16 protein-coding genes and 2 tRNA genes are annotated in these 21,786 nt (G+C 63.5%); 5 read left to right on the top strand and 13 right to left on the bottom strand.

Annotated features, from left to right (window positions below):
* Positions 1–48 precede the first annotated feature (48 nt).
* From B5G43_RS06290 to B5G43_RS06335, 10 genes are all read right to left on the bottom strand, one after another.
* On the bottom strand, positions 49–246 hold the full coding sequence (locus tag B5G43_RS06290) for a leucine-rich repeat protein (protein ID WP_087259623.1): 198 nt from the start codon (positions 244–246) through the stop codon (positions 49–51).
* Positions 247–258: 12 nt separating this feature from the next.
* Entirely contained in the window at positions 259–3,096 is a 2,838-nt protein-coding gene (locus tag B5G43_RS06295; protein WP_158097373.1) for a leucine-rich repeat domain-containing protein, read from the bottom strand.
* Positions 3,097–3,315: 219 nt separating this feature from the next.
* Positions 3,316–3,406, bottom strand: a tRNA-Ser gene (locus tag B5G43_RS06300).
* Between the two features lie 32 nt (positions 3,407–3,438).
* A tRNA-Ser gene (locus tag B5G43_RS06305) sits at positions 3,439–3,525 on the bottom strand.
* A 170-nt stretch (positions 3,526–3,695) separates the two neighbouring features.
* Complete coding sequence (gene rpsU, locus B5G43_RS06310) at positions 3,696–3,878, bottom strand: 30S ribosomal protein S21 (RefSeq protein WP_087259625.1); 183 nt, start codon at positions 3,876–3,878, stop codon at positions 3,696–3,698.
* A 131-nt stretch (positions 3,879–4,009) separates the two neighbouring features.
* Positions 4,010–6,436 carry a leucine--tRNA ligase gene (gene leuS, locus B5G43_RS06315; protein WP_087259626.1) on the bottom strand — a complete coding sequence of 809 codons (2,427 nt, stop codon included), beginning with the start codon at positions 6,434–6,436 and terminating at the stop codon, positions 4,010–4,012.
* 154 nt (positions 6,437–6,590) lie between these two features.
* Positions 6,591–7,997 carry a DUF4179 domain-containing protein gene (locus B5G43_RS06320; RefSeq protein ID WP_087259627.1) on the bottom strand — a complete coding sequence of 469 codons (1,407 nt, stop codon included), beginning with the start codon at positions 7,995–7,997 and terminating at the stop codon, positions 6,591–6,593.
* On the bottom strand, positions 7,984–8,472 hold the full coding sequence (locus tag B5G43_RS06325; protein WP_087259628.1) for a sigma-70 family RNA polymerase sigma factor: 489 nt from the start codon (positions 8,470–8,472) through the stop codon (positions 7,984–7,986). Before B5G43_RS06325 ends, B5G43_RS06320 begins: the two co-directional genes overlap by 14 nt.
* Positions 8,473–8,590: 118 nt before the next feature.
* On the bottom strand, positions 8,591–9,547 hold the full coding sequence (locus B5G43_RS06330; RefSeq protein WP_087259629.1) for a DUF4179 domain-containing protein: 957 nt from the start codon (positions 9,545–9,547) through the stop codon (positions 8,591–8,593).
* On the bottom strand, positions 9,544–10,044 hold the full coding sequence (locus B5G43_RS06335) for a sigma-70 family RNA polymerase sigma factor (protein ID WP_087259630.1): 501 nt from the start codon (positions 10,042–10,044) through the stop codon (positions 9,544–9,546). The genes B5G43_RS06330 and B5G43_RS06335 overlap by 4 nt, the downstream gene beginning before the upstream one ends.
* Before the next feature lie 122 nt (positions 10,045–10,166).
* On the opposite strand from B5G43_RS06335, the gene B5G43_RS06340 reads away from it, so the two are divergent.
* From B5G43_RS06340 to B5G43_RS06360, 5 genes are all read left to right on the top strand, one after another.
* A complete protein-coding gene (locus B5G43_RS06340; RefSeq protein WP_087259631.1) occupies positions 10,167–10,382 on the top strand; it encodes a hypothetical protein in 216 nt (71 codons plus the stop codon).
* A gap of 22 nt (positions 10,383–10,404) precedes the next feature.
* Positions 10,405–11,154 (top strand): peroxide stress protein YaaA, encoded by a 750-nt coding sequence (gene yaaA / locus B5G43_RS06345; protein ID WP_087259632.1) that lies wholly within the window; start codon positions 10,405–10,407, stop codon positions 11,152–11,154.
* Between the two features lies 1 nt (position 11,155).
* Positions 11,156–11,620, top strand: a complete 465-nt coding sequence (gene bcp, locus B5G43_RS06350) for a thioredoxin-dependent thiol peroxidase (RefSeq protein WP_087259633.1) — start codon at positions 11,156–11,158, stop codon at positions 11,618–11,620.
* Between the two features lie 330 nt (positions 11,621–11,950).
* A complete protein-coding gene (locus B5G43_RS06355) occupies positions 11,951–14,521 on the top strand; it encodes an exo-alpha-sialidase (protein WP_158097374.1) in 2,571 nt (856 codons plus the stop codon).
* Positions 14,522–14,600: 79 nt separating this feature from the next.
* A complete protein-coding gene (locus tag B5G43_RS06360) occupies positions 14,601–15,722 on the top strand; it encodes an S-layer homology domain-containing protein (protein WP_158097375.1) in 1,122 nt (373 codons plus the stop codon).
* A 61-nt stretch (positions 15,723–15,783) separates the two neighbouring features.
* Here the strand turns inward: B5G43_RS06360 and B5G43_RS17995 are convergent, their stop codons facing one another.
* The 3 genes from B5G43_RS17995 to B5G43_RS06375 form a co-directional block, all read right to left on the bottom strand.
* The gene (locus B5G43_RS17995) at positions 15,784–17,790 is read right to left on the bottom strand and encodes a HAMP domain-containing sensor histidine kinase (protein ID WP_087259636.1); all 2,007 of its coding nucleotides are present in this window, start codon (positions 17,788–17,790) and stop codon (positions 15,784–15,786) included.
* 2 nt (positions 17,791–17,792) lie between these two features.
* Entirely contained in the window at positions 17,793–18,464 is a 672-nt protein-coding gene (locus B5G43_RS06370; RefSeq protein ID WP_087259637.1) for a response regulator transcription factor, read from the bottom strand.
* Between the two features lie 174 nt (positions 18,465–18,638).
* A complete protein-coding gene (locus B5G43_RS06375; protein ID WP_087259638.1) occupies positions 18,639–21,731 on the bottom strand; it encodes a phosphodiester glycosidase family protein in 3,093 nt (1,030 codons plus the stop codon).
* Positions 21,732–21,786: the final 55 nt, after the last annotated feature.

Consider the following 21,786-nt stretch of genomic DNA (forward strand, 5'->3'; position numbering starts at 1 on the left):
AGGCGTACCTTCCGATTTTCGCGACCTTCTCCGGGATGGAGACCTTGGTCAATTGAAAGCAGTTCTCAAAGACTCTCTCTCTCCGATCCTCGTCACACTGTCCGGAACGGTGATGCCGGTCAGGTCCGTGCAGCCATAAAACGCGCGCTCGCCGATTTCCGTCACCCCCGCCGGGATGACCACATCCCCGCCAGGGCCGTTGTATTTCGTCAACACACCGTTCTCAATCACAAAATCGTGTTCCATAGCGCTGCCTCCTTACTCCGCTTCAAAACGGATGTTGTTCTCTTTGGCGTATGTTTCCGCATAAGACCCCGCCGGGGCGTGGATGGTGAGGTTGGGACAGTCATCGAAGGCCCCGTCCTCGATCCGGGTCACGCCCGCCGGGATGGTGAGGTCGGTCAGAGCCTCGCAGCTCTGGAAAGCGCCCCAGTCGATGGTCCGTACGCTCTCCGGCAGCGTGAGCTCCCGCAGGCTCTTGCAGGCACGGAAGGCGTCCTCCGGGATCTTTTTCGGCCCCTCCGGCAGAGTGAGATGCTCCAGCGATTGGCAGGCGAAAAAGACCCGCTTCCCGATGGATATCGCCCGTTCCGGCAGGATCACCTCCCGCAGCGAGACACAGCGGGAAAAGAAATGCTCGCCGATGGCGTTCACCTTTTTCGGCAGGACCACCCGGGTCAGCTGCGAACAATCGGTAAACAGTCCGTCTCCCAGCTTTTTGACGCTGTCCGGCAGCGTGACCTGGCTCAGGCGTCCGCAGGATTCAAAGGCCCGGTATGAGATCTCCTGCACCGTCTCCGGAACTGTCAGCGCGCCGGAGGCGCTGTACAGGCAGTCATAGACCACCCTCCGGTCCTTGTCCAGCAGGAGCGGCCCCTCAATGCTGAGCGTCGGGTGGTCGGGCGAGATGCTCCACGCCTGCAGGTACTCACTCAAAGCAGACTGCTTGAATTCCAGGATACTGGCCGGAAGGGCAATGGAGGTCAGGCTGGCGCAGCCCCGGAAAACCCCAAAATAGAGGGAGCGCACTCCCTCCTCCAGGGTCACCCGCTCCAGGGCGGTACAGTTCTCAAAGGCATCCGAGAGGATCCGCTCTACGCTCCCCGGGATGACCACCTCCGTCAGGGCGGTACAATCGGAAAAGGCCTTCTCCCCGATTTTCCTTAACGTCCCCGGCAGGGTCAGCCCAGTAATCCCGCTGCATCCGGAGAAGCACGCCTCCGGAAGGTCCGTACTCCCCTCCGGAATCACCACATGACCGGTCACCGGCCCGATGCGGGTCAGCAGCTCCTCGCCCCCCTCGGTCCGCGCCAGGAAGAGCGGGCCCTCCATGCGATAGCTCCGGTTTCCGTCGGCCACCACCAGGTTCTCCAGGGACGGGCAGAGATGGAACGGGTTTTTGATCTCCCCCCGACCGGACCAGACGTTTTCCGCCCCGGGCCCCAGCTTCTCCAGCGTGGCGGGGAGGACCACCTCCCGGAGCTTCCTGCACTGGTCAAAGGCGTGGGCTCCCACCTCCACCACCCCTTCCGGGATCAGGATGGAGCTGATCTGCGCCCGTATGGTCCTCTGGTCCTCGGTGAGGCGCTTGGCGTTTGGACTGAAGGCGTAGTCCCCGATCCGGGTCACCCAGTCCTTGCCGATCATCTGGGGGACCTCCACCGCGGTTTTCCGGCCCTTGTAGCCCAGAATCCGGAGTTCTCCTCCCTCCGTCTTTTCGTACTGCCAGGAGAGCTTCGCCTCCTTCACCGTCAGCACGCTGCCGGACAGGAGGTCCATTCCGCCCAGAGCCGCGTCCGGAGCTCCGGCGGCAAAGCGGCGGTTCTGATAGTCCAGGGCCGCGGCCACCAGCTCCGTGTCTCCCGCCTGCTGGACCGCCTCCAGCACCTCGGGGAACTCCTCCTTGGTCAGCATCTCCTCCTGCAAAAGGAAGTGGAAGAGCTCCGGGTACTCCGGTCCGGCACAGGCCAGCTTCCGCCGGTTGCGGCGCAGGTAGGAGAGGCAGGCCTGCGCTTCCTCCTCCGGGATCGCCTCCCCCGTCCGGCGCCGCCGGACAAAGGCCTGGAGGACCCGCATCCGCTCCTCCTCGGGCATCTTGCCCAGGGCCGGCCGTTTGGCCAGTCGTTCCGCCTTCCGGCGCTCCTGCTCCACCTGCGCGCTGCCGCCCAGGACCTCATTCTTATAAATCTCCAGCTCCGCCGCCACGTCCTGCTGCCCGCGCTCCGCCGCCGTCCGGATCAGTTCATCGATGTCCCGGGCGGGGATGATCTGCTCGGCCTCCATCAGGCGCAGCACATTCCCGTCCTCCAGCGCCAGGGGATAGAGCTCTTTGCGCTTGTTCCGGATGTAGCGCAGGTCGTTGCTGCGGTCCCCCTCCAGCTCTCCCTGGACATACAGCTCCGCAAATCCCGCGATAACCGCCGGGCGCACGTCCTTGGTCAGCTCCCCGGAGACGGAAATGTGCCGGGGCAGAAGGATGCGGATCCACTTCCGCTTCTTATCCGGATAGCCAACCAACCAGCCGCACGAACATGCGCGGCACCGCAGGTCCAGCCGCAGGCCGTAATTTTCCCCAAACACGCCCTCGCCGATCTGTCGGACCGACTCCGGAACGGTGACCTCTTTGAGGGAACACCACCGGAAAGCAAAATCCTTGATGACGGTCAATCCCTCCGGGAGCGGGTCCACCTGCGCCAGCGCGCTGTACGCAAAAGCACAGGTCCCGATCTCCGTTACCGACGCCGGCAAACGGACAGCGGTCAGTTTCGTGCGGAAAAAGGCATAGTCCCCGATTTTTGTGGTCCCCGCCGGGATCTCCACCGGCCGCCCCATGGGCGCCCGGACCAGCGTGCCGTCCTTTCCCATGAGGCAGCCGTTTTCCACCTGGAACTTCGTGCTGCCCTCCGCCACTTCAAATTCCGCCAGCCGGTTGCAGTCCTCAAACGCCTTTCCGGTGATGACCTTCACGCTTTTGGGCAGGCAGAGCTTGACCATTTCGTCCTTACAGCCCTCAAAGCAGTCCACCGTGATCCTGGATACGCCGTCCAATACCCGGCATACTCCGTTTTCCAGAGTGCATCTCTTTGTTGTGCTCATACCCATCTCCTCCTGGCCGTTATGCTGTCTTTTGGATTGAATCTGACACAATTATATTCATTTTTGCAAAAACAGCCAAGTATGCAGCGTGCATAGTGTTGATTCCGCGCAAAAATCCAGGTTTCCTCATGCGAGGAGCCCCGGATCTTTGTCTATATATTTCGCCGGGGGGAAACAAACGAAAAAGCCTGGAACCATTGCGGTTCCAGGCTTTTTGCTTGGCGCAGAAGGAGGGATTTGAACCCTCGCACGGTTTAACCCGTCTACTCCCTTAGCAGGGGAGCCCCTTCGGCCACTTGGGTACTTCTGCAAATCCATATCTCGTTGTCGTGAGTGGAAAAGTGGCGGAGAGAGTGGGATTCGAACCCACGGCTCTTGCGAGTCACCGGTTTTCAAGACCGGCTCCTTAAACCACTCGGACATCTCTCCACGTCCGATCCAATCACAGCGCGTGATATATACTACCACACACTTTCTGAGTTGTCAACCCAAATCACATATTTTCTCGTGGGAAAATAAAAACCCACTTGCCCGCCGTATGCGGCGGACAAGTGGGTTCGCAGTTCAACGATCCAGCGGGTCATACGACCCATCGACCATTAATAGAACTTCTTGCGGTTCTTGCGAGCTGCCTCGGACTTCTTGCGGCGCTTGACGCTCGGGCTCTCATAGTGCTCACGCTTGCGCACCTCGGCCAGGACGCCCGACTTGGCGCAGTTGCGCTTGAAGCGCTTCAGGGCGTTCTCCAGGGACTCGCCATCTTTAACACGGACTTCCGACATTTATTTCCCCTCCCTCCGAAGCAACGGAAAACCCGCTGCGAAAGGGCCACATACTGATAGTTATGGCTTTAACATTTATATATTATATGCTGTGGACCCTCAGTTGTCAAGGCCCATTTTTGGGAAGTTGCTTATTTCGCGATCAGGTTGACCAGCTTGTTGGGCACCAGGATGGTCTTGACCAGCTTCTTGCCCTCGGTGAACTTCTGCACCTTGGGATCGGCCATGGCAGCGGCCACCACGGCGGCCTCGTCGCTGTCCATGGGCACGGTGATGGTGGCGCGGAGCTTGCCGCAGACCTGCACGGCCATCTGGACCTCGGCGTCCACGGTCTTGCTCTCGTCATAGGTGGGCCAGGTCTGCTGGCAGGCCATACCGCCGTGGGCGGCGGCGTAGCCCAGGTTCTCCCACAGCTCCTCCACCATGTGGGGGGCGAAGGGAGAGAGCATCAGCAGCAGCGCGCCGTAGTCGCCCTTGGAGCAGCCATTGGCGTAAAAGTCGTTGACCAGCGCCATGAGGGCGGCGATGGCGGTGTTGAACTTCATGGCCTCGATGTCGTCGGACACCTTCTTGATGGCCTTGTGGATGGCGCTCTCGTTGGCGGCGGAGTAGCCCTCGCCGTCGGTCAGGTTCTCGGCCAGGTTCCACACACGGTCCAGGAAGCGCTTGCAGCCCTTGACGGCGTTGTCGCTCCAGGCGGCGGCCTTCTCGAAGTCGCCGATGAACATGATATACAGACGCATGGTGTCGGCGCCGTACTGAGCCACCACATCGTTGGGGTTGACCACGTTACCGCGGCTCTTGGACATCTTCTCGCCGCCCTCGCCCAGGATCATGCCGTGGCTGGTGCGCTTCTTGTAGGGCTCCTTGGTGGGGACCACGCCGATGTCGTAGAGGAATTTATGCCAGAAACGGCTGTACAGCAGATGCAGGGTGGTGTGCTCCATGCCGCCGTTGTACCAGTCCACGGGGGACCAGTACTTCAGGGCCTCGGGAGAGGCCAGGGCCTTGTCGTTGTGGGGGTCCATATAGCGCAGGAAGTACCAGCTGGAACCAGCCCACTGGGGCATGGTGTCGGTCTCCCGCTTGGCAGGGCCGCCGCAACAGGGGCAGGTGGTGTTGACCCAGTCGGTCATCTTGGAGATGGGGCTCTCGCCGTCATCGGTGGGCTCGTAGCTCTCCACGTCGGGGAGCAGCAGGGGCAGCTGATCCTCGCTGATGGGCTGCCAGCCGCACTTCTCGCAATACACCATGGGGATGGGCTCGCCCCAGTAGCGCTGGCGGGAGAACACCCAGTCACGGAGCTTATAGTTGACCTTGGCCTTGCCGATGCCCTTCTCCTCCAGCCACTCGGTGATGGCGGGGATGGCGTCCTTGACGGTCATGCCGTTGAGGAACTCGGAGTTGACCAGGATGCCGGTCTCGTCCTTGGCGGTAAAGGCGGCCTTCTGCACGTCCTCGCCGCCGGAGACCACCTCGATGATCTCACAGCCGAACTTCTTGGCAAACTCCCAGTCGCGGTCGTCGTGGGCGGGCACGGCCATGATGGCGCCGGTGCCGTAGGTGGACAGAACGTAGTCGGAGATGAAGATGGGGATCTCCTTGCCGTTGACGGGGTTGATGCCCTTCACGCCGTCCAGGCACACGCCGGTCTTTTCCTTGTTGAGCTCGGTGCGCTCCAGGTCGGACTTGGAGGCGGCGGCGGCCTGGTAGGCCTTCACGTCGTCGGCGTTCGCCAGCTTGCCGCTCTCCAGCCAGCCCTTCACCAGCTCGTGCTCGGGAGAGAGGACCATATAGGTGGCGCCGAAGAGGGTATCGGGCCGGGTGGTGAACACCACGATATCCTCGCCGGTGGTGGCCTTAAAGGTGACCTCGGCGCCGGTGGAGCGGCCGATCCAGTTCTTCTGCTGGATCTTCACCCGCTCGATGAAGTCCAGGTCGTCCAGGTCGTCGATGAGGCGCTGGGCGTACTCGGTGATCTTGAGCATCCACTGGCTCTTCTCCTTGCGGATGACGGGGGCGCCGCAGCGCTCGCACACGCCCTCCACCACCTCTTCGTTGGCCAGGACGCACTTACAGGAGGTACACCAGTTCACGGGCATGGTGGTCTTGTAGGCCAGACCGTGCTTGTAGAGCTGGAGGAAGATCCACTGGGTCCACTTGTAGTAGCTGGGGTCGGTGGTGTTGATGACCCGGTCCCAGTCGAAGGAGTAACCCAGCATCTGCAGCTGCTTGGTGAAGTTGGCGATGTTGTCGTGGGTCACCTTGGCGGGGTGGATGTGGTTCTTGATGGCGTAGTTCTCGGTGGGCAGGCCGAAGGCGTCATAGCCCATGGGGAAGAGCACATTGTACCCGTCCATGCGGCGCTTGCGGGCCACCACGTCCATGGCGGTGTAGGGGCGGGCATGGCCCACGTGCAGGCCCTGGCCCGAGGGATAGGGGAACTCCACCAGAGCGTAGAACTTGGGCTTCTCACTGTGATCGGGGGTCTTGTAGACGCCCGTCTCCTGCCATTTCTTTTGCCACTTGGGCTCGATGCTTGCAAAATCGTACTTCAAATCTCTCACGCTTTCCTATGATATCATAGCAGACCGCGGCGGCCTTGGTTCAATCTGTCATATTATACTGGAAAAGTGACCAGATTTCAAGAGGTTCCACAGGAAAGAGCGGTGCCCGCCGCATATTCGGCAGGCACCGCTCTTTGGTTTTCTTTCAGTCGGTCAATGGGAGTAGAACGCCCGTCCCCTCCTCCGGCACATAGGTCTCCACATAGAGCTCCAACCCGGCCAGCTCTTCCGCCTGTGCCTGTCCCGCCTCATCCAGGGACCAGGTGATGGTGACGCTGCCGTCCCGCCAATCGGTGAAGCTGTTCTGGTAGATGTCGGGGGCTCCGTCGCCGTAGAACAGCTTCCCGCTCCCCTCTTCCTGAGAATCATCCGGCTCGGCTGCACGGCTCAGGAAGTAGGCCACGCTGCCGCAGTAGCCGGTGCTGCCCACCACGCCGTCCGGCTCCATCCGGAGGGTCATCTGCCCCTCCTCCACCGTGAAGGACGCGAAGGTGTAACCACCTTTCCCCTGCCAGGGCAGGTCCTCCAGATTTATGGTGACAAACTCGCCCTCCAGCTCCGCCGGCAGCAGCTCCAGCGTCTCCGCGTCCTCCAGGCCGTAGAGAAGGTAGGACTCCTCCCAGGCCGTACCGTCCTCCGACAGCGCCGAGGTCAGCACGTCGTAGGGGTAGTACCTGCCATCCTCATCCCGAACCACGAACCAGCCCAGGCCACCCCACAGGTCCGGCTCCGCCCGGTATTCCTCGGGCACCGCCACCCGGGCCCGCAGCACCGTGCCCAGAGGAGAGATCGTGACACTCAAGGATTCTACCTGCCGCTCCCCCAGCGCCGCCGGTGCGGAGAGGGTATCAGTCCACGCCTCCAGTGGCTCAGCCTCCAGGGCAAAGCTCCACCGCCCGGTCTCCGCCCGTTCCAATCCGCCATCCCAGTCCGTTAGTGGGGCCTCCGCCCTCAGGGTGACGGTCTCTCCGTCCACCAGGGCCCCGGCCCGGTTCAGTGGCAGCCGGGCCATGCCCACCAGGGTGTTGGCATTCAGCAGGTACTGCTGCCCGTCCTGTCCGCCGGTCAGTGTTTCCCCGTCCGCCTCCAGGGTGAAGGTGGGCTCCAGGCCCATGGCCTGCCAGAGGTCGGGCGCGTCCGGCGAGATGGGCAGGTGCTCCCGCTGGGACCAGGCCTCCATAGGCTTGGCCGTATGGAGGGTGTAGAACACGGTGCAAAAATTTTCGTCCATGGCCGTGTACTCGATGGTCAGAGTGTCCCCGTTGTCCGCCGTGTCGGACAGGTCAACCCGACGGGCGTACTCCTCATATAAGGCCGCCTGACCCAGGAACTGATACTCCTCTCTGCCCTTCAGGAAGTCCAGCGCACCGGTGACATAGGCCGCCGCGGTGGCCGCCAGCAGCGCACAGGCCACGGCCGCCACCAGTACCGTCCGCCCCGCCCGGCGGGCCTTCCGCACCGGCTGGGCCGCCATGAGCCCGGCCAGCTGTTCCTTCTGATGCTCGCTCAGTTTCACCGCGTCCATCTCCTTTCGGTAGTCATCTCGAAACATCCGTCTCACCCTCCTCGTCCAACAGCTCCCGCAGCATCCCCCGGGCCCGGCTCAGGCGGGTGCGCACCGCCCCCTCGCTCTTGCCCAGGGCGGCGGCGATCTCCGCCACGCTCAGCTCCTCATAGTAGAAAAGGTGTACCACCGTCCGGTACCGCTCCGGCAGGGCCAGCACCGCCTCCAGCACGCCATTTTCCTCCGGCTCCGGGCTGATGAGGCCGTCCGCCTCCTCCAGCGGGCGGTGCCGTTTTCGCCATGGAGAGCGGAACAGGTCCCCGGCACAGTTGGCCGTCACCCGCAGCAGCCACGCCTTCTGGTGCTCCTCGTCCCGGAAGGCCGGGGCGGCGCGCACCAGGCGGAGAAAGACCTCCTGGGTCACGTCCTCCGCGTCATCCCTCCGGCCCGTCCGGGCGTAGGCCAGACGGTACACCATGGAGCCGTACCGCTCCACCACCTGCCGGGCCTCCTCTCGGTCCATCGCCGTCACCTCCTTGTCCCTTCTACTCTATACACGTTCCGCCTCTCCGAAAGGTTACCACATCCGCACAAAAAATGCGCGCCCCGCTTCTGCGGGGCGCGCAGCCTGGGGCATGGAGTCAGGCGGGGAGCTCGCTGAGCCAGCGGCCCGGAGCGGCGGTGTCGTCGGCGTCCAGGGGGATGAACCAGTATTGCAGGGAGATGCCGGTGATCTCCGCCGGGTCCACCGGCTCGGCAAAGCTCCAGTAGCGGCTGACCGGTCCCTCCATTCCGTTGGTGGCACCGCCTCCCTCCCTTTCGGGATGCAGCACCGTTCCGTCGGACAGGTGGACCGCCAAATCTCCGTCGTAACTGCCTTTCCTGGTGTAGAGCGCCGCCCCCAGCGGGGACAGCTCCAGGCGCTCCAGCGGCAGGCCGTTGACGGTGCCGCTCAGGGCAATGCTGCGCACCTCCTGCCGCTCTGGGTCGAAGGGAATGCGCCAGCTCTCCTCGCTCAATCCCTCTGAACCGGCGGCCAGATAGGGTACCACCAGCTCCAGACGGGTGTCCTCCCCGGGGATAAGTCCCCAGGTGGTGAACTCCAGAAGGGCCGTGCCGGTCTCCGGGTCATATCCTACGCAGCGGGCCTCATGGGTACAGCTGCTTAATCCACTGCCCTCTCGGAACGTCTCCGGCTGGATGACCCCAATCACATCCAGCGCTCCGCTCAGCCGGTCCCCCTCCAGGTCCCGGGCCTCGGCGTACACCTGGATCTTGGTGTGGTCGGCCAGGGCGGAGATGATCCGGATCTCGATGCCGTTTTCCACCGCAGAGGCCTCCACCGGCTTGGCGTAGTCGGTGTATTTCCCCTGTACCGCCTCCAGCATCTGCCGCAGAGTGGGGGACAGCGCCAGGGCCGACGCGATACACAGGGCGCACACCGCCGCGGCCACCAACACCGTCCGGCCCACATGTCGGGTGGGCCGGGCCTGGGCGGGCAGGCTGTCCAGTTTGTCCTTTAAACGGTCCTCAAATCCCGGCGGCAGGGGCGTCTCCTCCGTCCGGGCGCGCATTCTGAGTGTTTCCTCCAGCTTCATGGGGATTCCTCCTCTCCCAGCATGGTGCGCAGCTTCTCCCGGGCCCGGCTGAGCCGGGACTTCACGGTCCCCTGAGGGACGTGGAGCTGGCGGGCGATCTGCGCCACCGTCCAATCCTCATAATAAAAGAGGGTCACCACGCTCCGCTGCTCCTCCGGCAGGCGGCACACCGCGTCCCACAGGGTGGGGGCCGGGTCGTGGTACTCCCCCGCCACCTCTTCCAGGTCCTCCAGGCAGGTCACCCGCCCGGCGCGGCGGTGCTGGGCCCGGGCGCAGTTCACCGTGATCTTCACCAGCCAGGCCCGGGCCGCATTTTGGTCCCGCAGCCTGGGAAAGGCCTGCCAGGCCAGCAGCACCGCCTCTCCCACCGCGTCCTCGGCGTCGGCGTCGCTGGGCAGAAGAGACCGGGCGGCCCGGTACATGGCCCGGCTGTGCTCGGTCACCAGGGCGGCGAAGGCCAGCCGGCGCTCCGGCGCGGTGATCTGTTGTTCCTTCATGGCACTCACCTCATCTTTTGTCCGGACACTTTATAGATGCACCAGCGCGCCGCCCGGTTCCATCCCTCTTTTCTTTTTTTCGCCGCTCTGGTAGAATGGGCCTAACGAAAGGAGGGAGCGCCATGGGCGATGTGGTATGGCTCTTTGACGGGCCCGACGGGTCGGACCCCGACCGGGAGCAGCTCCTGGCCGCGGTGGAGTTTCTGCGGGCTGAGCTGGCACGGCTGGACGAAGAGGAACCGGAGGACATGGAGAGCGAAGCGTATGAGCAGTGGGGCGACCGGCACGAGGAACTGGAGGACCGGCTGGACGACCTGATGGACCAGCTGGACGAGTAAACGGTGGATCGGAGGAACTTCCATGCGCATCATCATCTCACCCGCCAAGAAAATGAACCGGGACACGGACAGCTTTGCCCCGGAGGGGCTGCCCGCCTTCCTGCCGGAGACCCGGCGGGTCCTCTCCGCGCTGGAGGCCCTCTCTCCCGCACAGCTCCAGACCCTGTGGAAGTGCAGCGACGCCATCGCCCGGGAAAACGTGGAGCGGCTGCGGACCATGGACCTGGAGCGCGGCCTGACACCCGCTCTCTTCGCCTATGAGGGCATCCAGTACCAGTATCTGGCCCCCGGCGTGCTGGAGCGTGAGGCGCTGGACTATGTAAAGGAGCATCTGCGCATCCTCTCCGGGTTCTACGGCCTGCTGCGGCCCATGGACGGGGTGACCCCTTACCGCCTGGAGATGCAAGCAAAGCTGGCGGTGGACGGCTGCCGGGATCTGTACGCCTTCTGGGGCGAGCGGCTGGCGCTGGCCCTGGCGGCTGAGACCGATCTGGTGCTGGACCTGGCCTCCAAGGAGTACAGCCGCGCGGTACTCCCCCACCTGCCCCCCTCCGTCCGGCACATCACCTGTGTCTTTGGCGAGGAGAAGGACGGCCGGGTGGTGGAAAAGGGGACCATGTGCAAAATGGCCCGGGGGCGCATGGTGCGCTGGCTGGCCCAGTGCGGCGGCTCCGGAGTGGAGGACATCCAGAGCTTTTGTGAGCTGAGTTTTTCCTTCTCCCCCGCTCGCTCTACTTCAACTGAATTTGTATTCCTGAAAGGAGAATCCTGATATGCTGGAAATCGGAACAAAAGCGCCGGACTTCACCCTGCCGGACCAGGACGGGAACCCGGTGTCTCTGTCGGACTTTCGCGGAAAGACCGTGGTGCTCTACTTCTACCCCCGGGACAACACCCCCGGCTGCAGCCGTCAGGCCTGCGCCTTCGCCCAGGCTTTTGCGGACTTTCAGGCCCTGGACGCGGTGGTTCTGGGCGTGAGCAAGGACTCCACCGCCTCCCACCAGAAATTCGCCGCCAAGTACGACCTGCCCTTCCGGCTTCTGTCTGACCCGGAGCTCACCACCCTCCAGGCCTACGGCGTCTGGCAGGAGAAGAAGCTCTACGGCAAGACCTCCATGGGCGTGGTGCGCTCCACCTACGTCATCGACGGCGACGGCATCATCCGCCACGCCATGCCCAAGGTGAAGCCGGACGCCAATGCCGGCGATGTTCTGGCGCTTCTGAAACAGCCCGAATAAGTGCCCACACACCCTCGCGCGGACACCAGATCTGGTGTCCGCGTTTTTTATTTTCTGTCAGTCACCCAAACCAAAATATGAGATTATTTGACAATTCTTTTGGCAATTATGTACAGTATTTTAAATATTTTTTCATCTAAAACATGCAATGAAAATAAATTTCATCGGTGCTACAATAGAATCAACGCAGTTCGCCGGCGGACAGAATCCGTCGGAAAAGCCCGTCAACCGGAGTACGTCCATCCGGAATCTGGTCAAAAAGGAGGGTATACACTGTCAAAAGATACTCTGTTGGACGACAGATGTTCACATCAGAGAAAGGAAGATTCTATGAAACACACAGTTCGGAAGCTGGCAGCGGTCCTGACGACCCTGTGCATGCTCTTTGCCCTCTGCCCGGCAGCCCTGGCTGCTGTGCCCACCGCCACCGCCTACATCCGGGATACCGATGGGGTGGACTCTGGTGCCGTGTACGCCATCTATACCAACGAGGATGACGGCGGCAACCAGAACCGCATCCTCTACCACACCGGCAGCGGCAAGACCGACAAGGTCACCGCCTCCGTTTCCGGCGATGAGCTGGCCCTGAACGGCGGCTTTGCCGCCTCCCGCCAGCTGTGGACCATCACCGCCGTGGAGGGCGGCTACACCGTCCGGAGCGTGGACAGCGGCCGCTATCTGGACCTGTCCCAGTCCAGCATCTCCAACCTGAACACCTCCGCCGAGGCCGTGGTCCTGACCATCGACTTTGACGAGGAGGCTGGGCTGTATACCATCGCCTCCGGCGACAGCTACCTCTCCTTCAACTCCACCGAAAACACCGCCTTCCTGACCGGCAGCACCGGCTACGCCCTGCGTCTGTTCAAGCAGACCGAGGTGCCCGCCGAGACGGCGGACCGGGAGGACCTGATCCCCCAGCCCGGCACGACCCAGGACGAGCCCTTTGCCCCCGGCACCGGCGGCAGCAACAACTTCCGCATCCCCTCCATCATCACCCTGGACAGCGGCCGCATTCTGGCCGCCATTGACGCCCGCTGGAACCACCTGGGCGACGCCTGCGCCCTGGACACCATCGTCAGCTACTCTGACGACGGCGGCAAGACCTGGAACTACTCCTTTGCCAACTATTTTGAGGACAGCGTGGACTCCAAGCAGAGCTACGCCACTGCCTTCATCGACCCGGTGATGGTCCAGGGCAACGACGGCACCATCTACCTGATGGTGGACCTCTTCCCCGGCGGTGTGGCCCTCAACACCGCCCCCATGGCTCCGACCAAGTCCAGCGGCTATGTGGAGATCGACGGCGTGCAGCGCCTGGTGCTGTACACCTCCGGCACCGCCTCCCAGCAGAACGACAGCAACTACGTCTCCTATGTGGGCGACTTTGAGGACGGCTACGCCAAGATCTATGACGTGGACGGCTCCGTCACCGATTACTATGTGGACGAGTATTACTACCTCTACCAGGGCGACGGCAGCGACCCCGACGCCCAGAAGATCTACTGCCAGCAGCTGGGCAGCAGCAAGTACATCCAGCAGAACCTGTTCTTCTACAACGCTGACCTGCATGTGCGCTGCGCCACCTACCTGTGGCTGCTGACCTCCACCGACGAGGGCGAGACCTGGTCCGCCCCCACCATCCTCAACCCCCAGATCCGCACCGGTGAAGACCAGTTCTACGGCGTGGGCCCCGGCGCCGGCCTCTGCCTGGAGGACGGCACCATCATGCTGCCCGCCTACACCTTCACCTCCGGCATCGCCAACAGCAACCAGATCGCCAGCTTCATCTACTCCACCGACGGTGGTAAGACCTGGACCCGCTCCGACGACGCCACCGGTTCTGACCACTGGTCCAGCGAGAGCTGCCTGGTCCAGATCGACGAGACCACCGTGCGCCACTTCTACCGCGACGGCTACTCCACCCTGTACTACACCGACCACACCTGGGACGGCGAGAAGTGGGTGGCCGGCGACCCGGTGGACACCGGTGTCCACAAGACCTACAACAACCAGCTCTCCGCCATCAAGTACTCCCAGCAGCTGGATGGAAAGGACGTCATCCTGCTGTCCACCGCTGCGGGTAATGCCAACAGCCGCACCAACGGCAAGATCTACACCTTCGTGGTCAACGAGGACAAGACCCTGACTCTGGTCAACACCTACGAGGTCACCGCCAGCGGCGTGTCCTACGGCTACTCCAGCCTGACCGAGATGGCCGACGGCTCCATCGCCCTGCTGTACGAGGGTGCCAGCAGCCGGAGCGTCTTTGAGGTCATCCCCGCCTCTGATCTGGGATTCCAGGCGGACTCCATCGCCTCCCTCACCGGTCCCGCCACGGTCGGCCAGAACGTCCGCGTGCCCTACACCGTCTCCATCGGCGGCGATATGTCCAAAATTGACAATGTGAAGCTCTCCATCACGGTCAGCGGCCTGTGCACCGGCTGGGACCTTCAGGCTCTGAACGGCTTTACCAAGCTCGAAGAAAAGGAGACCCACAACGAGGACGGCTCCGTCACCCATGAAATTATTCTCGCCTACGGCCTGTCTGATGTGCAGACCCTGTCCGACACCATCGACGCCCTGCAGGTGTTCGTCCGCTCCTCCGCCGACCAGAAAGGCGACATCACCGTGAAGCTCAGCGACGTCACCTTCGGCAACACCACCGAAATCATCCCCGTGGAAATCGAAAATGCCACCGTTACCACCCAGGTGGTGGACATCTTTGACCTGAACAACGACGGCAAGGTGGATCAGATCGACCTGGCCATCGCCCAGAGCTTCTATCAGGCCAAGGAGGGCGACGGCAACTGGACCGAGGCCCAGAAGGCCGACCTGAACAGCGACGGTATCGTGGATCTGGAGGACCTGGTCCTGCTGGCCACCGTCATTCTGAACGCCTGATCCCCGACAGCCTAAGTGAATTGGCGGGGATACCGTTGGAAATCCACGGTATCCCCGCCCCGAAATGGAGGACCCAACTTTGAAGCGAATCATCAAACAGGCCGGTTTGGCCCTTCTGTGTGCGCTCATGCTGATGGGTGCGGCCCAGGCGGCCACCATCACCCCCTCGGTGACCAAGGTCACTCTGTCGGAGAACCAGACTACCTTTACGGTGGATGTCTCTCTCTCGCAGAAGGAGGCCTTTGCCGGGGCGGAGTTCGGCGTGGATCTGCCGGAGGGCGTGACGGTCACCGGCGTCACCTTCCTGGACGAGGCCATCCAGAACGCCTCCAAGAGCCCCCAGCTGACCAAAGACGACCGGTACTTCTTCGGCTTCTATGACACGAAAAACCAGTTCTCCGGCTCCTATCAGGTGGCCCGTCTGACCTTCAGCTATTCCGGCAGCGCGGATGTGTCCATCACGCTGGGCCACTCCAAGATCGTCACCATTCTGGATGATGTCTCCACCTCCGGCGACACCAGCTCCGCCCCCTTCACCATCCAGGTGACCCGGGAGAGCTCCGGTGGTTCCGGCGGCGGCGGAAGCTCCGGTGGTGGTTCCTCCTCCGGCGGCGGCACCGACATTGAAGAGCCCGACACCCCGCTGGGCGACCTGCCCTACACCGATGTGGACCCCGACGCCTGGTACGCCGACGCGGTGGCCTACGCCGTGGAGAAGGGCCTGATGACCGGCACCTCTTCCACCACCTTTGCCCCCACCGCCACCCTGACCCGGTCCATGATGGCCCAGATCCTCTACAACCTGGAGGGCAAGCCCAGCCTGGACAACGAGGTCCTGGGCTACCCCTACGCCGACGTGGACGCGGACGCCTGGTATGCCGACGCGGTGTACTGGGCCCGCCTGGAGGGTCTGGTCAGCGGCTACTCCAATGAGAAGTTCGGCCCCAACGACCCCATCACCCGGGAACAGCTGGCCTCCATCCTGTACCGCTACGCGGCCTACAAGGGGGACGACGTCAGCGCCAAGGCTGACCTGAGCGCCTTTACGGACGCCTCCAGCGCCTCCGCCTGGGCGGTGGACAGCCTGAAGTGGGCTGTGTCCGAGGGCATCCTCTCCGGCAAGGGCAGCGGCCTGCTGGACCCCACCGGCACCGCCTCCCGCGCGGAAGTGGCCCAGATGTTCATGAACTACCTGAAGTAACCCCAAAAACCGGCCCCCGCTCGATGAGCGGGGGCCGGTTTTTCTTATGGGTGGACACGGTTCAGATGGTGAAGGCAAAGTAAACGCCGTTGTGGCTGTTGTGTGCCTCACACTTGCCGCCGTGAAGCTCGATGATGCTCTTGGCGATGGCCAGTCCCAGGCCGGTGCCGCCGCCGGAGCGGGCCTCGTCCGCCCGGTAGAAGGTATCCCACACCTTGGCCAGCGCCTCGTCGGAGAGGGGTGGGCACTCATTTTCCACCGCGAAGGTGGTCTTGTTCCACCGCCGATAAATGGAAACGGTGATCTTGCCCCCTACGGGGGTGTATTTAACGGCGTTGGTGGCGAAGTTCTCCACCACCTGGGCAATGCGCCCCTCGTCGGCGGTGACGGTGGTATCCTCCGGGAAGCGGAAGGTCAGCTGCAATTCTTTCGCCTCGGCCGCCCGCTCCAGCTTTTCAAAGATGGACCGGGTCAGCTCCGCCAGGGAGAAGGTGTCCCGGGCCAGCTTCACCTTGCCCGCCTCCAGGCGGGAGAGGTCCAGCATCTCCAGCACCATGGCGTCCATCCGCTCGGTCTCGGAGAGGATCACGTCCAGGTATTTGTCCCGTTTATCCTCCGCAATGTGCTCCTTGAGCCCCTCGGCGTAGCTGTGCACCACCGCCAGGGGCGTTTTCAGCTCGTGGGCAATGTGGGATGTCATCTGCCGTCGGTTCTCCTCGGCGGTCTTGGCGAAGTCCAGGGCGGTGTTCAGCCGGGTGATCTCGTTCTGATCGCTCCGGCCCCGGTCGGCGGCCAGGTAGAAGCTCTGTTTCAGCGCCTCCCCCTCCCGCCAGGACCAGTCCTCCCCCGGTGCCAGGTCCAGAAGACTCTTCCGCTCCCGGAGGGCCTCCTCCACCAGCCGGACCGGCCGGATGAGCTGACGCCGGAGGATGCGCAGCACCAACAGGGTCAGCACCGCCCCCAGCAGGAAGGTGACCACATAGAACCACCGCAGCTCCCCCAGGGCGGTGCGCCAGGGGGAGGCATACACCACGCTGACCAGGTAAAAGTGCAGGGTCTCGCCCCCGTCCTCGTAGTTGAACGGGCCGTAATAATAGGGGGTGCAGTAGATGGTTCCATCGTACTCGTAGCAGTAGCTCATGCTGGCCAGAATCTGCTTCCAACCCTCAAATTTGCTCAGGTTCTGCCGTCCGTTTTTCAGCTCCGGGCCCAGGGCGGACACCAGCGCGGCGACATTCTCATACCGCTCGCCCCGGTACGAGAGGGCCGGGGAGGGTTCGTTGTAACAGACGTCGAACCAGTCGGAATAAAAAGTGACCGTCTCGGTCCCCGGGGGCAGGGCGTCGGGGTTTTCATAGAAGGTGATCCAGGGCAGATCGTATTTCTCCACGATGCCGGAGACGGTATAGCTGCCACCCCCCTGCTCCGTGAGGGCGGTCCAGAACGCACCCCGATCAATGCACTCCATGGTCACCGGGGTGAAGGTCTCCCCGTCAAAGGAGCCGGTCAGGCGCAGGGCCTCCGCGTTGAAGTGAAAGCTGCTGTTCAACGCCTCCCTTCCCGCCTCATTGAGGTACTGTCGGTCGAAGAGGGCCCGGGCGCTGCTGTGGGAGCGCTCCTCCCCCGTCTGCCACTGTTCCTCGGTGAGGTACTCGAAATAGATATAGTCCTCCCAGCTCCCCGCCAGCAAATTGCCCTGGGCGTCAAAGGCGGCGGTGGCCTGCCAGACATACTCCTTCCCATCCCGCCGTGGCAGGAAACCGCCCTCTCCCTCGGTCAGAGGCGACCCGTGGCGGTACAAATCGTAGTCCACCGCCGTCCAGATCAGATTTTTACTGTAATTGGCATATTCGGCGTCCAGCTCTGCGATGTTGTCCATCCGGATGGCAATATTCCCCTGCATCAGCTCGTCGGCCCGCTCCCCATAGTCCTGCAAACAGCGCTCCGCGGCGTACTCGGCGGTCACCGAGGTGGTGCAGTACATTCCGGCGAGCCAGATCAGGAGTGCCAGACCTCCCACCAGGACGGTGGTGGCCGCCATGGCGCCCGGTGTGCGCAGCTTTTTCACAGTCACCCCTCCAGTTTGTAACCCGCTTTGATGACAGTTTTGATACACCCCGCGGCATCCCCCAGCTTCTCCCGCAAACGCTTGATGTGGGTGTCCACCGCCCGGGACTCCCCCTCGTAGTCGTAGCCCCAGCACTTCACCAGCAGCTGTTCCCGGCTCAGGACCATGTTCTTGTTCACCATCAGGCAGTGCAGCAGGGCGTACTCCTTGGGGGTGAGGGAAATCTCCTGCCGCCCCACCGTCACCCGCCGGGCCGAGCGGTCCAGGGAGATGCCCCCCGCCTCCAGTCGGTCGCCGGTGCGCATGGCCCCCCGGCTGCGGCGGATGAGGGCCATGGTCTTGGCGTAGAGCACCGACAGGGTGAAGGGCTTTGTGATGTAGTCGTCCGCCCCCAGCTCGTAGCCCAGGAGCTTGTCTTCCTCGTCGGAGAGGGCGGTGAGGAACAAGATGGGCACGTCGCTCTCCCGCCGCACCGCCCGGCACACCGAGAGGCCGTCCAGTCCGGGCATCATGATGTCCAGCAGCACCGCGTCGAAGGAGTTTTCCCCCAGAAGCTCCAGGGCTTTCAGGCCGTCCGCGGCCTCGGCGGGCTCCGCCCCCTTGCTCCGGAAGTAGTCGCACAGCACCTCCCGGAGCTTCCCCTCGTCCTCCACGATCAGGATGCGGTCCTTCATACCGCCTCCCCCCTTTCACCTGAAAGATAAGCTAAAGTTTTGTACTCTCTGTGTCAGTTCGGGACACATCGGTCTTTTTCTCAGTATACCAGACCCCGCCCGCCTTGGACAGGGCTCCCCGGCGGAAAAAACACCCCCCGCCTTCTGAGAAGGCGGGGGGTGTTTTTCGATTCATCAGAGCATCTTGTACAGGAGGACGGCCACTTCGCCCCGGGTGATGGAGGCGTTGGGGCTGATCTGTCCGTTGTAGCCGCTGACCACGCCCTGGGCAGAGAGGATCTGCATGTAGCTCAGCGCCCAGGAGGGGACGCTGGCGGCGTCGGTGGCGGTGAGCTCGGGCGAGGCATAGCCCTTGGCCTGGGTGCGGCCCAGGATGGTGATGGCCTCGGCCCGGGTGATGTTGGCGTTGGGGTTGGCGTAGAGGACGCCGCCCACATCGCTGCCGGAGAGGATGCCCAGGCCGTACATGGCCTTGATCTCACTCAGCGCCCAGGAGGGGATCTGGTCGGCGTCGGCGAAGGGCAGCTCCACATTCTCCCAGGCGGTCAGGTCCAGCTCCAGCCAGCGGGCCACCAGGGCGAAGAACTCCGCCCGGGTGATGTTCCGGTCGGGGGAGTAGACCAGGGCTCCGCCGGGCTCGCCGGTGCCCTGGGTCACGCCGGAGCGGTAGAGGTAGGTGGCGTACAGCCCCGCCCAGTGGTTGGTCATGTCGGTGAACACGTTCTGATTGGCGGCGCTGGGGGCCACGTCGGCCGAGGCACGGGCCAGGTTGCCGCTGGCGTCAGAGACCTCCACGGTCACCCGGTGGGCGTAGCCGTCCGAGGCCGGGAGGGTGGCGCTGAGGACGCCGGTGGCCTCATTCCAGCTCTTCTCCACCGCTTTGCCGTCATAGAGCACGGTCACGCCGTCGCCGCTGAGGTTGCGGTCCACGTCGTCGGTGACGGTGGCGGTCACCTGGTTCCCCGAGAGGGAGAGCTTGATGACCGGGGGCGTCACGTCGCTGATGTTCTCATTGGAGGTGGTGAAGTGGTCCAGCCAGAAGGAACCGCTGGCGGCGTTCTCCCCGCCGCCGTAGACCACCGACAGAGTCAGGACAGTGGCGGCGTTGGCGGGCAGTGCGGCCACCACATGCTTCCAGCCGGTGAAGTTGAGGGCGGTGATGGCCATGTTGCTGGTCTCGCCATTCCGGTCGGCCACGGTGGCGGTGAGGGTGTTGCCGGAGTTATCGCCGTAGACCCACACGCCCAGGTAGCTCTCGTTCTCCGGCAGGGGCAGGTTCACGGCCAGGCTGGCGGTGCCGGAGTCAGTGGTGTCGTAGTCCAGCTTCAGGCTCTGGCGGCCGTTGTGGACATAGGTCAGGTTGGTCTCCGCCGAGGCGGTGGCGCTGTCGGTGTTGGTGAAGGCGGACAGGTCACCCTCACAGGTCTCCAGGGTCTTGACGTGACCGGCCACCGTCACCGGGATGGTCACGCTCTTGCTGCCGTAGCTGACGGTGATGTTGCCGCTGGCGCTGTCCATGCCGGCGGTAAAGACGCCGTTTTCATCGATGGTGCCCACCGCGCTGTCACAGGTCCAGGTGTAGCAGGTGTCCTGCGAGAGCAGGGAGAGCTTCCGCCAGGTGGCGCTGGCCTGCAGGTCCACCTGCTGGCCGGGGCTGAGGTTGAGGGTGCTGACCGCCTGGCCGCTGCTCTGGTTGGTCACGGCGATGGAGTCGGGGCTGTTCACCACCGTCACCGAGGCCACGCCGGTCCGGCCGGTGGCGCCGGTGGCCACGATCTGGGCCGTGCCGCTCTCCCCGCTGGCGGTGAAGAGGCCGTCCACCGTGATGGCGCCGTCTCCGTTCTGGATGGAGTAGGTCACCGCGTCACCGGTGTTCTGCATGGTGTAATAGGAGGTGTCCACCGGCGTGGCGCTGAACTGCACGCTGGCGCCCGAGAGGAGCAGGCTGGAGCTGGGGGTCACATAGTAGTGGTCCAGCACGCCGGTGGGCTGGAGATCGGTGGTGAGGAAGATGGCGGTACTGTTGGAGCGCTGCTGGCCGTCGGAGGGCTTGTTTTCCACACCCAGGGCACTCTCATCGGGATAGGTGGCTCCGATGGTGGTGGAGCCGCCGCCGTCCAGGGCGATGGCCTCCACACAGCCCAGCTCGATGAGCCGCATGGCGGTCTGCTCCAGCGTGCAGCCCACGCTGTACCCCGACTGGCCGCCGTCCAGGGTGTAGAAGATGACGGTGCCGTCGGACTTGATGCCGATGGCGGTACGCGCCCGGGTGGACTTGGCGTTGCTGTCACCGCTGAAGCTGCTGTAATTGACGGTACCGTTGGTCACCAGGCTGCTGGGCGCGCCGATGGCCTCCACTGCCTGGGACCAGTCGTTGGCAGTGTCCCGGCTGGTGAAGTCGATCTCCACCGTCTCGCCCACCTTGAGGGCCTTGAGCGGATCAGTCCAGGCCGCGCCGCACTGGTTGTTGACGGTGAGGACGTACTTGCCCTCCGGGATGGAGATGGAGCCGGTGGACTCCAGCACCTGCTCCACCTGGAAGACCATGCGCCCGCCGATGATCGGCTCGTCGGTGATGGTGAGGTTCACCCCGTCAGCCCGGGTGACGGTCTCCCCCACCTGGTCGGTGACCAGGCTGAGGACCACGTCCACGCCGGCGCTGGTGTTCTGGGTGGTGGAGCTGAAGGAGCTGTTCAGCAGGGTGTAGCCGCCGGTGCTGGTGCGCACCTTGTTGAGGCCGCCGGTGATGTTGTGGCCGGTACCGCCCCAGTAGGCCTGGATGGCAATCTTGGGCTGGCCGATGAAGGCGGTGCCGTCGCTGCGGAAGCCGATGCCCCCGTACCAGGAGCCGCTGGCGGTGCTGTCCACCGAGGGGGCGGACTCGATCACGCCGTCGGTGATGACCACACCCACCGGGGAGCCGGTGGACAGGGCGTAATAGTCGCCGTTGATGCCGCCCACCACACGCTTGCCCTGGTTTTCCAGAGACTGGGCCATGGAGGTGAGGGTGGCGCGGGAGAGGATGGTGTCTCCATAGGCGACGGTGGGGAGCACGTCGCTGTTGGGGGTGTAGGTGAGATAGTGCTCGGTGCGCAGATCGGAATATGTATCACTCCAGAAGATCTGCTGCGTGATGTCGGTCCCCACCGACAGGTCCACATTTCCCTGGTGGAGGTCGTGTCCCAGTGCCACGGAGGCCGAGGCCATGGAGCTGGTCATGCCCAGGACCACGGCTGCCGCGACAAGCCGTTTACGAAGAGTTGTCATAGGTAAAAATCCTCCCATAGGTGATAGCGCCCGCCGGGGTCCCGGCGGATAACAG

Source organism: Flavonifractor sp. An92 (genome assembly GCF_002159175.1).
Taxonomy (GTDB): Bacteria; Bacillota; Clostridia; order Oscillospirales; family Oscillospiraceae; genus Pseudoflavonifractor_A.

Coding starts and splice junctions, on each gene's coding strand:
- B5G43_RS06290 (WP_087259623.1), bottom strand. CDS start 246: ATGGAACACGATTTTGTGATTGAGAACGGTGTGTTGACGAAATACAAC.
- B5G43_RS06295 (WP_158097373.1), bottom strand. CDS start 3,096: ATGAGCACAACAAAGAGATGCACTCTGGAAAACGGAGTATGCCGGGTA.
- rpsU (WP_087259625.1), bottom strand. CDS start 3,878: ATGTCGGAAGTCCGTGTTAAAGATGGCGAGTCCCTGGAGAACGCCCTG.
- B5G43_RS06320 (WP_087259627.1), bottom strand. CDS start 7,997: ATGTTTCGAGATGACTACCGAAAGGAGATGGACGCGGTGAAACTGAGC.
- B5G43_RS06325 (WP_087259628.1), bottom strand. CDS start 8,472: ATGGACCGAGAGGAGGCCCGGCAGGTGGTGGAGCGGTACGGCTCCATG.
- B5G43_RS06330 (WP_087259629.1), bottom strand. CDS start 9,547: ATGAAGCTGGAGGAAACACTCAGAATGCGCGCCCGGACGGAGGAGACG.
- B5G43_RS06335 (WP_087259630.1), bottom strand. CDS start 10,044: ATGAAGGAACAACAGATCACCGCGCCGGAGCGCCGGCTGGCCTTCGCC.
- B5G43_RS06340 (WP_087259631.1), top strand. CDS start 10,167: ATGGGCGATGTGGTATGGCTCTTTGACGGGCCCGACGGGTCGGACCCC.
- yaaA (WP_087259632.1), top strand. CDS start 10,405: ATGCGCATCATCATCTCACCCGCCAAGAAAATGAACCGGGACACGGAC.
- bcp (WP_087259633.1), top strand. CDS start 11,156: ATGCTGGAAATCGGAACAAAAGCGCCGGACTTCACCCTGCCGGACCAG.
- B5G43_RS06355 (WP_158097374.1), top strand. CDS start 11,951: ATGAAACACACAGTTCGGAAGCTGGCAGCGGTCCTGACGACCCTGTGC.
- B5G43_RS06370 (WP_087259637.1), bottom strand. CDS start 18,464: ATGAAGGACCGCATCCTGATCGTGGAGGACGAGGGGAAGCTCCGGGAG.
- B5G43_RS06375 (WP_087259638.1), bottom strand. CDS start 21,731: ATGACAACTCTTCGTAAACGGCTTGTCGCGGCAGCCGTGGTCCTGGGC.